This window comes from Methanosarcina sp. 2.H.A.1B.4, from assembly GCF_000979385.1.
Taxonomy (GTDB): Archaea; Halobacteriota; Methanosarcinia; order Methanosarcinales; family Methanosarcinaceae; genus Methanosarcina.
Genome location: NZ_JJOV01000081.1, coordinates 75,859 through 90,113, shown reverse-complemented (window position 1 = coordinate 90,113; position 14,255 = coordinate 75,859). Strand labels below are relative to the sequence as shown.

11 protein-coding genes and 1 pseudogene are annotated in these 14,255 nt (G+C 42.5%); 7 read left to right on the top strand and 5 right to left on the bottom strand.

What is annotated here, in order from left to right; translation table 11 throughout:
* Positions 1-336 (bottom strand): annotated as a pseudogene (locus EO92_RS17250) (RNA-guided endonuclease TnpB family protein); the annotation flags it as partial.
* Between the two features lie 447 nt (positions 337-783).
* Here EO92_RS17250 and hxlA point away from each other — a divergent pair.
* From hxlA to EO92_RS13195, 3 genes are all read left to right on the top strand, one after another.
* The gene (gene hxlA / locus EO92_RS13205; protein ID WP_156165832.1) at positions 784-2,064 is read left to right on the top strand and encodes a 3-hexulose-6-phosphate synthase; all 1,281 of its coding nucleotides are present in this window, start codon (positions 784-786) and stop codon (positions 2,062-2,064) included.
* 185 nt (positions 2,065-2,249) lie between these two features.
* Positions 2,250-3,044: an A24 family peptidase C-terminal domain-containing protein gene (locus EO92_RS13200; RefSeq protein ID WP_048172246.1), complete on the top strand. Its 795-nt coding sequence runs from the start codon at positions 2,250-2,252 to the stop codon at positions 3,042-3,044.
* Positions 3,045-3,267: 223 nt separating this feature from the next.
* On the top strand, positions 3,268-3,636 hold the full coding sequence (locus EO92_RS13195; RefSeq protein ID WP_235283330.1) for a hypothetical protein: 369 nt from the start codon (positions 3,268-3,270) through the stop codon (positions 3,634-3,636).
* On the opposite strand, the gene recQ is transcribed toward EO92_RS13195, so the two are convergent.
* The gene (gene recQ, locus EO92_RS13190; RefSeq protein ID WP_235283329.1) at positions 3,628-6,561 is read right to left on the bottom strand and encodes a DNA helicase RecQ; all 2,934 of its coding nucleotides are present in this window, start codon (positions 6,559-6,561) and stop codon (positions 3,628-3,630) included. The genes EO92_RS13195 and recQ overlap by 9 nt on opposite strands.
* 443 nt (positions 6,562-7,004) lie before the next feature.
* Between recQ and EO92_RS17905 the strand changes: the two genes are divergently transcribed.
* Positions 7,005-7,148 (top strand): hypothetical protein, encoded by a 144-nt coding sequence (locus tag EO92_RS17905; RefSeq protein ID WP_156161231.1) that lies wholly within the window; start codon positions 7,005-7,007, stop codon positions 7,146-7,148.
* Positions 7,149-8,305: 1,157 nt separating this feature from the next.
* On the opposite strand, the gene EO92_RS17900 is transcribed toward EO92_RS17905, so the two are convergent.
* Complete coding sequence (locus EO92_RS17900) at positions 8,306-8,458, bottom strand: hypothetical protein (RefSeq protein WP_162197479.1); 153 nt, start codon at positions 8,456-8,458, stop codon at positions 8,306-8,308.
* 559 nt (positions 8,459-9,017) lie between these two features.
* Here EO92_RS17900 and guaA point away from each other — a divergent pair.
* Both guaA and EO92_RS13180 read left to right on the top strand, forming a co-directional pair.
* Entirely contained in the window at positions 9,018-9,935 is a 918-nt protein-coding gene (guaA, locus tag EO92_RS13185) for a glutamine-hydrolyzing GMP synthase (RefSeq protein WP_048131274.1), read from the top strand.
* Positions 9,936-10,072: 137 nt separating this feature from the next.
* The gene (locus EO92_RS13180) at positions 10,073-11,113 is read left to right on the top strand and encodes an archaeosine biosynthesis radical SAM protein RaSEA (RefSeq protein ID WP_048172242.1); all 1,041 of its coding nucleotides are present in this window, start codon (positions 10,073-10,075) and stop codon (positions 11,111-11,113) included.
* Between the two features lie 141 nt (positions 11,114-11,254).
* On the opposite strand, the gene argB is transcribed toward EO92_RS13180, so the two are convergent.
* Together argB and EO92_RS13170 are read right to left on the bottom strand one after the other, a co-directional pair.
* Positions 11,255-12,154, bottom strand: coding sequence for an acetylglutamate kinase (gene argB / locus EO92_RS13175; RefSeq protein WP_048172240.1), 900 nt, complete (start codon positions 12,152-12,154; stop codon positions 11,255-11,257).
* A 296-nt stretch (positions 12,155-12,450) separates the two neighbouring features.
* Entirely contained in the window at positions 12,451-12,735 is a 285-nt protein-coding gene (locus tag EO92_RS13170) for a non-histone chromosomal MC1 family protein (protein WP_048131277.1), read from the bottom strand.
* A 412-nt stretch (positions 12,736-13,147) separates the two neighbouring features.
* Between EO92_RS13170 and mptA the strand changes: the two genes are divergently transcribed.
* On the top strand, positions 13,148-14,104 hold the full coding sequence (gene mptA / locus EO92_RS13165) for a GTP cyclohydrolase MptA (RefSeq protein WP_048131278.1): 957 nt from the start codon (positions 13,148-13,150) through the stop codon (positions 14,102-14,104).
* Positions 14,105-14,255: the final 151 nt, after the last annotated feature.

Here is a 14,255-nt window from a genome sequence, read left to right as displayed (position 1 = left end):
TCCATGTTTCAGATGGTAAGTAATTACTCTCTGATTATACCTGATAGCAGCAAAAGGCTTTGCAGTTGGAAGATTTTTAATTTTGACTCCTTCAAGAGCTTCGCAAGCAACATCTCTAGCTCCCTGAACAAGAGAAGAAGGAAGTTCTGGATGCCTTTCTCGAATATCGTTATAGGTAGCGTGATGGATAGATACCTTACTATTGGTTTTATGTTCAAAACCATATTTAGTGACTTCGTTAAACACAGTGTTAAAAAGAATAATTGTTTTCTTGAGGGTAGGTTTATCTTCCTCAGAAACACCGAGTTTAAGTTTAATCGTTCTATCCACATTCATAGATTACACACGATACATTATATAGTTAACAGAGGTGTAAAAAGCAGGTATTGGATGTTGACGCATTCCTCCCACAGCTAAAGCAACGGCTATCCTGCTTATTTTATAATGAGTAGTAAACAGTCAACTACCCCTGAGCTAAACAGGCTGTCCGACAATTACTGCCAGTAATATCTTAATTCATTTGTTTTCGATTTAAAGGCTTTAGGTGCCTTATTTATACATATTTTTGCCCTGAAATTGAATTGTCGGACAACCTCTAAAGATCGTGGGCTTTCTCCTTTGTTTATCGTAAATCAAAAAGGTAATAAAGGTCATTAAAAAGTAAAGATCATAATAAAGATTTAAGATCGTAATAAAGTTTGAAAAAAAAAATAAAAACAGAAGCGAAACCGATACAAAAACTCAATTTTTCACTTTATTCGGTTTCCCAATAGAGGTGATACTATCGTTCCCATAATTCAGGTTGCACTTGATCTTCTGGAACTTGACCGCTCAGTTGAGATTGCAAAGGAAGCAATCGCAGGAGGTGCTGACTGGATCGAGATCGGGACCCCCCTGATCAAAAGTGAGGGCATGGACGCTATTCGTGCCATGAGAAAAGCTTTTTCGGACAGGACAATTCTTGCCGACATGAAAACCGTAGATACAGGAGCCATGGAAGTAGAGATGGCTGCAAAAGCCGGTGCAGACGTAGCCATCATCCTCGGCAGTGCAGACGATTCCACAATTCTTGACGCGCTCCGTTCGGCCCACAAATATGGGATCAGGTTGATGGCAGACCTTATCTCGGCTCCGGACCCTGTAAACCGGGCAGTGGAACTCGAAGCTCTGGGTGTGGACTATGTTAACGTTCATGTAGGCATAGACCAGCAGATGATTGGAAAAGACCCAATATCCATTTTAATGGAAATTTCAGAAAAGGTGAATTTACAGCTTGCAGTAGCTGGAGGGCTTGATGCCGAAAGTGCAGCTCAAGCCGTCAAAGCAGGTGCCGGGATTGTTATAGTGGGAGGAAACATAACCCGTTCTGACAATGTGACCGAAGCTGCAAGAAAAATTAGGCAGAGTGTGGACTCTCCTGAGTCTGTAGATATCCGGGGCAGGGGAACCGTAGACCAGGAAATAAGGGAGATCTTTAAGGAAGTCTCCACCCCAAATATCTCGGATGCGATGCACAAAAAAGGGGCAATGAAAGGTATCCATCCTCTCGTAAGAGGAAAAATGGTGGGAACTGCCGTTACGGTGCAGTCTTTTGCCGGAGACTGGGCAAAAACAGTCGAAGCTATTGATATAGCAAAAGAAGGAAATGTAATAGTAATTTATAATGAAAGTAAGGATATTGCCTGCTGGGGAGGGCTTGCAACCCTGAGCAGTCTGAACAAAGGAATTGAAGGTGTGGTAATAGAAGGTGCTGTAAGAGACATTGACGAGGTAGAAACTCTTGGGCTCCCAATTTATACCAGCAATACAGTTCCCAATGCCGGGGACCCGAAAGGTTTTGGGGAAATCAATGCTGAAATCACCTGTGGAGGCCAGACTGTAAAACCCGGGGATTATATAATCGGCGACGAAAGCGGAGTTGTGGTTGTCCCAAGGGAACGGGCCTACGAACTTGCAAGAAGGGCAAAGGAAGTAAATAAAACCGAAAAGAGAATCTACGATGAGATCCGGAGGGGCGGAACCCTCTCAGAAATCCTGGAACTCAAGAAATGGGAAAAACTTTGAAAAAAGTTATCCTCAGGAAACTTCAGAAACCGGAAGTAAAGCAGGAATAAAAACAGAGGTAAGAACCGGGAATCAAAACCTGAAATAAAAACTAAACTAAAGAAGCTGCAGAAAATAATAAAACCCAGTAAGATAAAAGATTGTAACCGGAGAAATACACAAATCAAAAGAGTAGAAAACTATACATGATAGAAATTTTGAAATTGGCAGCCTGTCTGCCTTTTCTCCTTTACTCTTCCTACCTGGACCTGAAAACCCGCAGGGTTCCAAACCGTGTATGGAAGCTTATGCTTCTTTCCCTTTCAGGTTTCTTAATATATGAGATTGTGAATGGGGGAATTTACTTTCTTTTCCAGTTAGTTTTTTCTTTTTTTTCCAGTTTATTTCTGGTTTATCTGCTTTTCAGGAGCAGGGTTTTCGGAGGCGCAGATGCAAAAACCCTGATAGTGATCGGGACTCTTATCCCGGTTTACCCTGCCCTTGAGTTTCACGGCTACACTTTTCCCCTGCTTGGATTTCCTCCTGCAGGGCTCTTTGCACTTACTGTTCTTGAAAATTCCTTCCTTCTTACCGCTGCCGTTCCGTTAGGACTTTTCTGTTACAACCTTCTTCATTTTACTCCTGATATGCTCAAAAAGCCATTTTATATGCTCTTTGCATACAGGATAAACATTAAAGATCTGCGAAGACTTCTGGAGAAAGGCAGGCACATCCGGCTAGCTGAACGTTTTGAGCTGAATAACGGGAAGTTATATCCTTTTTTTGCAGGCAGAGGAATTACTGTAAACCAGAATATGATCTCCCGACTTGAGGCACACGAAGAACAGGGACTCCTTGGCAGCACTGTCTGGGTAACTCCGGGACTTCCATTCATGATTCCCATAACAGCAAGTTTTGTTCTGGCAGTCATATTAGGAGATCTCATTTATTATTTCCTGACAGAAATTCTTTCCCGATTTTACTTTTTTATAGGTAAATAAGTACATCATCTAAGACCTGATTAAGGATTGATTAAGAACCCGTGTCTTTTGAAACTTTTTTATACATTGAGACACATAACAGTATTAATAAATTAATATGTTGGATGTAAATTGATTCTACGATGGGGATGAAGCTATTTCGGGTTCAGGGTTCTTAGGAAAATTCACATATGATGAGAAAGCCGTAAGCCGTATTGTAGTCATTGCCCTCGCAATGATGTGCATGGGGCTCCTAGTTCTCATGGGGGTAGCTGTACTCTTTGGAGGGAGTACGGAAAGAGCCCTGAAATCAGGGACTTTTACACAACTGGATGTCCAGATACTCGATTCAAAGACCCTTAAAATAGAACATAATGGAGGAGACCCACTTACCTTTGGGGAAAGCACCAGCATCTATCTCCAGCATAACGGTATCGAGTATGAGATTAGCCCTGATCCTCCTGTTGTTCTGGAAGTAGCAAACAATATGAAACTGTCCTTGCCTGAAGGAGTTGAACTGAAAAATGGAGATTCAGCTATTATCCTGATAAAAAATGAAAGGAAAAACAAAACAATTTATAGAAAAGAGCTTATTTTGAACCCTTCAGACTGAGAAAAGCATTTTTGACAGGAGGAGAGCTTTTATAAGCTTCAGTTCATCTTCCTGGCAGTTTTCCCCCATCCTCGCCCTGAGCAGGGAGTCAAGTTCAACCTCCAGTACTTCCAATACTATTTTTATTTGCTGCTGCCTTTCAGGAGGTACAAGCCCTTCGATTTTCCTGACCTTTCCGGCAAGTATCAGCCTCTCAAATTGCCTGTACACATTTTTTACACTCAAACCTTCGATTTCTGCAATTTCACCAATATCGAGCCCCTGTAAATAGAGCGAATAAGTCTTTTCAAGAGAGGCCTTTTCAAAGAGACCTATTTCAGAAGAATCTATTTCAGAAGAATCTATTTCAGAGGAAACCATTTCAGAAGAATCTATTTCAGAGGAAACCATTTCAGAGGAAACCATTTCAAGAGAGTTCACCTCAAAGGAATCCATTTCAAAAGAATCTGCCTCAAGGTAGTCAGGTTTAAAAGAATCTGTTGCGAAAGGGTCTTTTTCGACGGGGTCCATCTCAAGAGAGCCGTTTTCAAAAAAATCGTCAGAGCATTCCGTTTTGGGTACATCGTCAACCGGTTCAGGAGAATTTCCTTCAGGGTCGATTTCATTAAGACTGCCAGAAGAAGAATCTGCTTCGGACCAATCCTGAATACTCATATCCAGATACCTTGCTCTCTTTGTGGGCAACCTGCGAACTTCAGGAGGTATTTTGGGGGGAACCTTGAGGGGTGATGTTTCTGGTACTTTGAGAGATGAGGTTTCTAATGCTTTCTCTTTACCGACTTCCGGAACAGGAGTTTCAATCCCGAGACTGTCGGTTTCAATTTCAAGTTCTGAAAATGCGCTTTTGTGGATGGGACTCTTTAAGGCTTTCCTCTTTTTTTCAGGTTCAGTCTCGCGATCTTCAGAATCTTCAGTTTTCTCTGCCGGAATCAAACCGTAGTCATTGCAGTAATCCCCAATCTCCTTGAGGAAATCGTCTCCGTATTTCCGGAGTTTATGGTCTCCTACCCCTGTGATAGAATGAAACTCTTCAGGGCTTTGCGGGAGCCTAGCAGCCATCTCCTTCAGGCTGGTATCAGAAAAAATGATGTATGGAGGAAGATTTTTCTTTAAAGCAATCTGTTTTCGGAGGGCTTTTAACCTCTCAAAAAGAATGGGGTCATGCTCTGTCCCCGATTTTGGAAGTCCTCCAGACTTTGCTTTTTTAAGGACCTCAGTAGCAGTTGAATATACATTGGCAGGAAGCAGTATATTATCTTCGCCTTTTCCTGTGATTTTACCTGCAGGTGCTGGCGGTATAAAACGCTCTTCAGCTCCGGGCATGAAACCCTCAGGACAGACAAGCTCAACGCTCTCCGCTCCCTTCAAAATTTTCCTGCTCATGGCATTCAGTTTCAGAACAGGATACTGGGCCCCGCTTACATCCAGAAGCCCGGTATTTGTCATTTCGGAGGCCAGTGCCCTCCACTGCTCCTTTGTAAACTCCCGCCCGTTGCCGTGGGACTTCAGCCGTTCATGGTGATTTTGTATGATCTTTTTATTCTTTGAGCCTGTGAGCACATCAATAACATAATTGGTGCCGAAACGCTGATTCAGTTCCTGAACACAGGCGACCAGTTTCCTGGCAGCTACGGTCCCATCAAAAGTGTCTTTAGGCCTGAGGCAGGTATCACAGTTACCGCATGACGCTGGAAACTCTTCACCGAAATATTCCATAAGAGTCTGGCGCCTGCACTTATTTCCTTCGCAGTAGGCCACCATCTGCCTTAATTGCACAAGGGAGATATCCTTTTCCTTCTCATTTGTTTTCTGTGCGATGAAGTACTCAATTTTAAAGCGGTCTCCCCTGCTGAAAAAAAGGATGCATTCGCATGGGCTGCCGTCCCTGCCCCCTCTTCCTGTTTCCTGGTAATAACTTTCAAGATTTCGGGGAAGGTCATAGTGTATTACAAACCGGACATTGGACTTGTCAATCCCCATCCCGAAAGCGATTGTAGCCACTATTATGTCCACATCATCTTTTATGAACATCTCCTGGTTTCGGGCACGTTCGGAATCTGAAAGTCCGGCATGATAGGGAAGAGCCCTGAAACCGGCAATATTCAGCTTTTTTGTAAGGTTTTCCACGTTGTTCCGGCTCTGGCAGTAGATGATTCCGGCTTCTCCCCTGTGCCTGCGCAGGTAGTCGGCAATTTCCGAAAAAGTATCTTTTTTTGGCCTGACCTCATAGTAAAGGTTGCTCCGGTTAAAGCTGGCAACATAAGGCCCTTTTTCCGGATCGATAGCAAATCCAAGCTGGGATATGATGTCTTTTCTGACCCTGTCGGTGGCTGTAGCCGTGAGTGCAATAACCGGTACATCAGGAAAGCCTGTCTTCGGGTCCCTCAGGAGTTTCAGTTTCCGGTACTCAGGCCGGAAGTCATGACCCCATTCCGAAATACAGTGCGCCTCGTCGATTGCAAAAAGGCTAACCTTGCCTTTCTTCAGGAACGCAAAAGTCCCGGGCATCATGAGCCTCTCGGGTGCAATATAAAGTATCTTCAGCCGGTTTTCCAGAAAAGCTGTTTTTATATCCCTGATTTCTCTGGTGCTCTGGGTGCTGTTCATACAGGCCGCTGCAATCCCATTTGCATCAAGCCCGTCAACCTGGTCTTTCATCAGGGAAATCAGGGGAGAAACCACGACAGTGACCCCATCCAGGAGAAGGGCAGGCAGCTGGTAGCAGATCGACTTGCCCCCTCCTGTAGGCATGAGCACGAAGACGTCTTTTCGGTCCAGGACATCCCTGATAATTTCCTCCTGAAGGGGGCGAAAAGCAGTATATCCGAAGTACTGGCGGAGTACAGAGTACATTCTGGCAGACATCAATACCCTGGACTCAAGCTCATTTTTACTATCTCTCAATACTCCATAATCAATGCCCATTATCCCATCCCTGAGTTTGCAGACCTCGCACCATGCCAGAATATAAAATTCCAGGAAGATCTTTGAAAGTCAACGTATTATTTGAAAGTCAACGTATTATTTGAAAGTCAACGTATTATTTGAAATAGATGTCCCCATGACATCAATTTATAACACTTGCGCAATAGCTATGCTTAGTTGTAAATCCGCAACGCTGTGGTGTTTTGGGTTCATCTTATTTAAGTTGCAGGTATGCGGATTGAAAGTATTTACATCAGATATCAAAAAGGATATTCATTTGCTTTCAAAAAACGAGAGATAAATTTCTTTTTTAAACCTGCGGAGATAAAAATCCGGAGCTGATTTACTGAGATAATTCAGAGCAAAACTTTAGAAAGAAATTTATGTGATGATGGTGTTTAACTCTATTGGGAAATGAATTATGTTGAGAGAATACCTCAGATTTGAAAACGGTTAACTCTGGAATTGCAATCCGGAAGGCAACCGGAAGGCAACCGGAAGGCAACCGGAAGAATTGCAGATTAAGCGATCCTTTCATCCCGAATGTTGACCAGGGTTATTCTCTGAACATGAAGGTTATTCCCTGAACATGAAGAGCACTCCTGTCCCCAGTCCCGTAACACTTGAAATCCCGGACTGGAGAGCAAAACCTCACATAAACGTAACGATGATGGTGCCTTTTCTTCATAAGATGATAGGACTTAAGAAGAAAAAGCGAGGCCGCTAATGCGGAAAAGCAAATGTGGAAGTAAAGAAGGGGGGAATGGAGCGGATACCATAACCTCTAAAATCAGGCATCCTCAGCGCCTGGGAAGTCAGTGCCTGGTAAGAGGCAAAAGAATGAGGGGGAAGAAATATGGCCGCACATATCGATCTTTACTTCCACCATTTGCAAAATACCTTATTTTAACTACTGACTTTTAATATTTGACTATCATTTTAGATCCAACCGATTTTTGATTCAGCCAGTTTTATATTCAACCGATTTTATATTCAGCCGACCTCAATTCTCAGTTAACCTCGTCTCCACGTGCCTTCAGGTATTGGTTGGCCGGCCAAACTAAAATGAAATGTTCAAAAAATTGATCTATAAAACTTCATTTTAAAACGTCGGATAAAAATCTCGCTAAAAGTCCCCTCTTGAGACAAGAAGAGATCTGTTATTCGACGCTGTTTATGATTAGCCAGCGATTACCATAAGTAGAATAAACAGCACTCCAAGCATCAGTATAAACATCAGAGCCATCCATAACTTTAACGCTATTTCGGTATTCAAAGTTCCAACTCCCCTGTTCTTAATTTGAGATGTACTGATTTATAAATGCAAGAACAAATATTCCGAAACATGAGTATTTAGTATAGGATTGTTTATTATATCCCCGGTTTTTCGATTGAGAGATCATGTTTTAGAGAGTATCTTTAAGCATTCAGATTTTTAAGATCAATAATTAAAAGAAATACATGATAAGAAATTTCCAGAGGAAATGGGGGGTATAAAACAAATACTCCGGAAAAAACAAACGTGAAATTTATTTTTCCGTTTTCAAAATTTCCGGTATCTCTTCAGCCCTGAAAATAAACCTGGTACTTCACAGAAATCTTCCCCGGAAAAGCCCCTTAAACTGCCGAAGCAAAAGTTCTCCAGTTAGATAAAAATCAACACTTATGATCCTGATATTTTGATCCTGATATTTTTTCGCTTAATATTAATTTTTACTTTTTACTTTTTACTTTCGACATAGCCTCATTTCTTCAAATCTAGAATTTCTTTTTCCTGTGCCATCAACTCCAGAATATCAACCATTCTCTTCTGAGATTCTGCCATGCTCTGCAGGGATTTTGCAATATTCTCAAGTTTATCAATAATTTCATAGTTTTCACTGCCCATTCCTATCACTAACTCCCGTCCGATCTTTTTAATAGCAATATTTTGGAGAAGCTTAATATATAATTGTAATTTTCGGTTTTTTTGAAAGGGTTAGAAGGTAATTTCAGGGCTTAAAAAACTCTCATAACAGTTTCGTCCATTGATTTTTACCCAATCTATTCTCTCTGGTCTTTTTATTCCCTGCCACTACCCACATTTTTCATACACCTCTTAAAGAAATAGAAGTTTACACCAGCCAGAGAGATCTTACCAGCCAGTAAGTTACTGGATAGTCGGATAAAATAAAGACAATTTCCAGAGGGTCCTGAGAAACTTTGGACATTAAGGAAAATAGTAAAAACGGGTAAACATCTGGCCTTCAAGAGAACGAGAATAACTTTAAAAATGATCTGGATCAAAGAAGGAAATCAATGACTTCTCCGACTATACCTTTAAATATCAAAAACCCATGCACTGACTCATATATCACAAGAATATATAATCAAATTTTAATAATTTTCATACATTCACCAATCACCATCATTTCTTCAAAGGAAGATTAATTTAGCATCATTTAAGGAGCATTTCAATGGTAAAACCCGAGAAATTCATTCCAAAGGCAATTGAGAAGATCAGTCAGGAAATAAAAGACGGGAAAGCAATTATTGCTCTCTCGGGCGGCGTGGACAGTTCTGTTTGTGCGGAGCTGGCTTACAGGGCGATCGGGGACAGGCTGCAGCCGATCTATATCGACACCGGGCTCATGAGGAAAGGAGAAACCGAGAGGATAAAGCATATCTTCTCCCACATGAACCTGGATATTGTCTATGCAAAGGACAGGTTCCTTGCGGCCCTGAAGGATATTACTGACCCTGAAGAGAAACGGAAGGCCATCGGCGAGACCTTTATCCGCGTTTTTGAAGACGAGGCAAAGAAGCTTGCAGCCGATTACCTGATCCAGGGCACGATCTATCCTGACAGAATCGAGTCCGAAGGCGGGATCAAGTCCCACCACAATGTTGGAGGGCTGCCGAGCGTAATGGACTTTAAGAAAATTGTTGAGCCTATCGGGGACCTTTACAAGGATGAGGTAAGGGAAGTAGCCTGGGCACTCCAGCTGCCTGAAGAGATCTGCGAGAGGATGCCTTTCCCGGGCCCCGGGCTTGCGGTGCGCATTCTCGGAGAGATTACCGAGGAAAAACTTGAAGTCGTGCGGGAAGCAAACTTCATAGTAGAAGAGGAACTGCTTGAGAGGTTCTGCCCCTGGCAGACTTTTGCTGCGGTGCTCGGCAAAGGCACAGGAGTAAAAGGAGATGTCCGGGCTTACGGCTGGATCGTGGCTGTAAGGGCTGTAGGATCAAGGGATGGAATGACTGCAGAAGCACTCGAACTCCCATGGGAGGTCCTCAAGACACTCGAATCGAGGATCACTTCCGAAATTTCGAATGTCGCCAGGGTGGTATACGATATCACACCAAAACCGCCTGCAACTATCGAGTTTGAGTAAAAACCGGAAAATAGAAGATAAAAGTGAAGCCCGAAATGGCTTCATCCACCTTTTTTACAAATCGTGCAGTAAATCATAAAATGAATATTAAATGAATATTAAATGAATATTAATCCATAATAGCGAGTTCTACGCCCATGTCCCTTAATAAAGCAGTACTGGATATCCGGCAGCGGATAAAAGTCAAGCCATCACCTACGAATGAACCTGCGGCAAGCTGGACCGGAACAGACCTTGTAAACGGGGTAGAGACAAAGACCCTCACGGTCATCTTCAAAAGTGCAGGCTGCCGCTGGGGAAAAGCCGGCGGCTGTACGATGTGCGGCTACGTCTATGACTGTGCAAGTGAGCCCCCATCCCTCGAAGACTACATCGCCCAGCTTGCAAAAGCAATGAGGAAAGCTGAAAAGTTCCCTGAGTTAATGGTCAAGATCTTCACCTCAGGTAGTTTCCTTGACGAACAGGAAGTCTTTCCTGAAGCCAGAGATGCAATCCTTAAAAACCTTGCAGATGATCCAAGAGTCATCAAAGTGCTTGTTGAAACCCGGCCTAACTTCGTAACCGAAGAGAATGTACAGGCCTGCCTCAGCATTCTGAAAGACAAACCCTTCGAACTCGCGTTCGGGCTGGAGACAAGTTCGGATAAGATCCGAAAAGATTCCATTAACAAGGGTTTCACATTCCAGGACTTTGTCCGTGCAGCAGAAATTGCAAAAAAGTATGGAGTAACCATAAAAGCTTACCTTATGCTCAAACCCCTCTTCCTCTCCGAAAAGCAGGCAATGGAAGATATCATACGTTCCATAGATGATGCAGCTCCTTATGCTGACACCGTATCCATCAACCTCTGTAACGTCCAGAAAGGCACCCTTGTCGAAGCCCTCTGGGAGAAAGGTCAGTACCGCCCACCCTGGCTCTGGAGCATAGTAGAAATCCTGAAAAAGGCAAAAGCCGCCCATCCGGATCTTCCTCTAATGTCCGACCCGGTCGGGGCAGGCTCAAAGCGCGGCCCTCGCAACTGTAAAATATGCAGTCCGGAAGTTGCAGATTCCCTCAGGACTTTCTCACTCACCCAGAACCCAGCCGACCTCAGTACAACAGACTGTGAATGCAAAGAACTCTGGAAAAAAGTCCTTGAAATCGAAGAATTCACCTATGGGGCGCCAATTTTAGACTGAGATTGCTGAAAAAACACTCCATTTGAAAAAAGTGAATGCTAAAATCTAAAAAGTTGCCAGGGCAAGTGCATTCGCCCTGACGCCTTTTTGCCTCTTTAGTTCATTATTTTTCCAGAAATTAAAGACCACTGGTATCCGTGGTTACTCCGGCGGGTGATCCGGTCCATAGATCATTGTCCCGACTCCACCATCTGTGAAGAGCTCAAGAAGCATAGAGTGGGAAACGCTCCCATTTATGATATGTGCCTTCTCTACCCCACTTTTAACCGCAACAGCAGCCCCTTTGATTTTGGGGATCATGCCCCCACTGATAACTCCTTCCTCAATAAGGGGATCAATTTCATCCAGATTTACGCGAGAGATGCGGCTGCTCGGGTCTTTAATGTCTCTCAGGAGACCGGAAACATCGGTCATAAGTATCAATTTTTTAGCATTCAAAGACGCTGCAATGTCTCCTGCAACCGTATCAGCATTGATATTCAGGGCATTGCCTTTTGCGTCCACAGCAATAGGAGAGATTACAGGGATATAGCCTTTCTCAAGCATAATATGGAGAATTTCCGGGTTTATGACCTCACTTTCCCCGACCCAACCTATATCCACTTCAGTTTCCACGCCATCAATAAATACACGTTTTACAGCCTGTTTATGGCCAAGGATCATTCTTCCGTCGTAGCCTGTAAATCCGACACCTTTGCCGCCGAACATCCCGATAAGGGATACAATTTTAGTATTGATATTCCCGACAAGAACCATCCTTGCAATTTCCATAGTTTCGTCATCTGTAATGCGAAGGCCCTGGAAAAACTCAGCCTTCTTGCCCATACGTTCCATTTTTTCAGTTATTTCAGGCCCGCCGCCATGCACGATAACGGGTTTGATCCCCACGTAACGCAGGAGGACAATATCTTTTATGATATCCTCCATGATCTGGGCGCTGACCATTGCGTTTCCACCCACTTTGATAACCATTATTGAATCATAGAACTCCTGCATATAAGGCAGGGCTTCAATAAGCACATTTTCTCTTTTGAGTCCCATGATTTAGGAATCATAAAATCTCTTTTTAAACTTATCGTTAAACCTTAAAGATACAGGCTCAGAGAAATTCTGTAAAAAAAGCAAATTTAGATGAACTTTACTAAGAATAAATGAATGTAGAGGGATTATAGAAATTATAGAAATCGTAGAAATTGTAGAAATTGTAGAAAATATAGAAGTTATAGAAATAAGCTAGCCCGGATAGTATTAAGAATCCTTCCAAGCTAATTCTGCATATGGATATCAAAAAGAAAAAGAAAGAACCCCGATTTCCAGGGTATGTGAGGGATATAGGTTTATTCGATTTTTTCGATCTTTTCTTTCTTGACAAAGGGCTTGCTAATTTTCTCAGGCATCCATTCAGGTCTATTCTTGGGGGCTGCGACAAGTTCCTTCCATGCCTTGAAAACGTGCACCTTCTTTGTCCCGCGTTCTCTGAGGCGGATGACATCCGGTTTGGATTTGGTACCGGCGCCCCGGTTTGCAGCTTTCAAAGCAGCCTGACGAGGCTGTTTACCTGTGAAAACTCCATGCTCATTGCCTTCTTCGTCTCGTAAAACAAAATTTCTTGTGTTGGACATAAAGGTCACCTCGCAAATTGTATTGCTAGACACTGATTAATTTTTAAAGTATATAAAATCTTTCTTCAGGATGTCGCCAGTAGTTATTGGTTTATGCAAAACTGCCCTAAATCTGTACAGGGCATATAAACTAAATTTTTATATATTGTGGTCAAAATGGGAAATATTTAAATATTTATTCATTGTTAAAAATGTGATATAAAATAGGATTCAGGAAAGGGTTTGTAGAGACTCTTGCAAAATATATTTTTTTGTACTTTTGGAAAAGAGCCTGGAAAGCACAAACTTTACATGCTATAACTTCTTATGGTCACTATATTTTTCCAAATACATATAATAAAATTATGTATTTGTTAAGGATTTATTCTATAAATCAATCATACACTCATCTTTTCACGGATCTGGTTAAAATATGGAACACTGTAATTTCAACCTCCCGGATGTCCAAGCCAGCAAACCAAGCATAGCTATCAACCTCACCCGTGTTGGGGTAACAAACATGAAAAAGCTGGTTGAAATCAAACGAAAGGACAAGCGTCCGATAGTACTGATTTCAACTTTTGATGTCTTTGTTGACCTGCCTTCGGACCGTAAGGGAGCGAACCTTTCAAGGAACTTCGAAGCTGTAGACGAAGTGTTGGAGAAGGTTCTCAGCACACCGGTATACGAAATAGAACAACTATGTAGCGATATTGCGCATAACCTGCTTGGCCGCCACGAATATGCAAATCAGGCTGAAGTCAGGATGAAAAGCGAATATATGATAAGGCGCACCTCCCCTTCAACAGGGATCAAGTGTCAGGAAGTCGTGAATATCTTTGCTGAAGCTTCGGCTGTAAGAGGCAACGGCGATAAAGGCTACTTTGATGTGAAAAAACTCATCGGAGCTGAAGTTGTGGGAATGACTGCCTGTCCCTGCGCTCAGGAGATAATGAGAGATAAGGCTGCAAATGAGCTTGCCGACCTTGGAGTTGACAGGGATACAATCATAAAATTCCTTGAGAAAGTTCCTATGGCTACTCACAATCAGCGCGGAATAGGTGTTGTCTCAATCAAAGTAGCTCACGATTTTGATGTTTCCCTGGAAAACATAATCAAGATAATTGAACACTCCATGAGTTCAAGCGTTTATGAGATCCTGAAACGCTCAGATGAGAAGGTTGTTGTGGAAACTGCACACATGAACCCCAAGTTTGTGGAAGACTGTGTAAGGACAATGGCAGACAATGTTGTAAAAGAATTCCCAAACCTTCCCGATAACGCAGTAATCACTATCAAACAGACCAATGAGGAAAGCATACACAGACACAATGCATATGCCGAAAGGGTCGCTCTCATGGGAGACCTCAGGAACGAAATAAATCAGTGAAAAGGTTAACTAATAAAAGAAGGTAACAGATGCTGAGAGATCAGCAAACTTTAAATTCTTTTTTTATATTTCAAACTCTGAAGCCTCTATTGAGTCTTTCAGGGCTTTTTTTGGAGTCATTTACAGTTAAGACCCCACAAACTTTATTAAA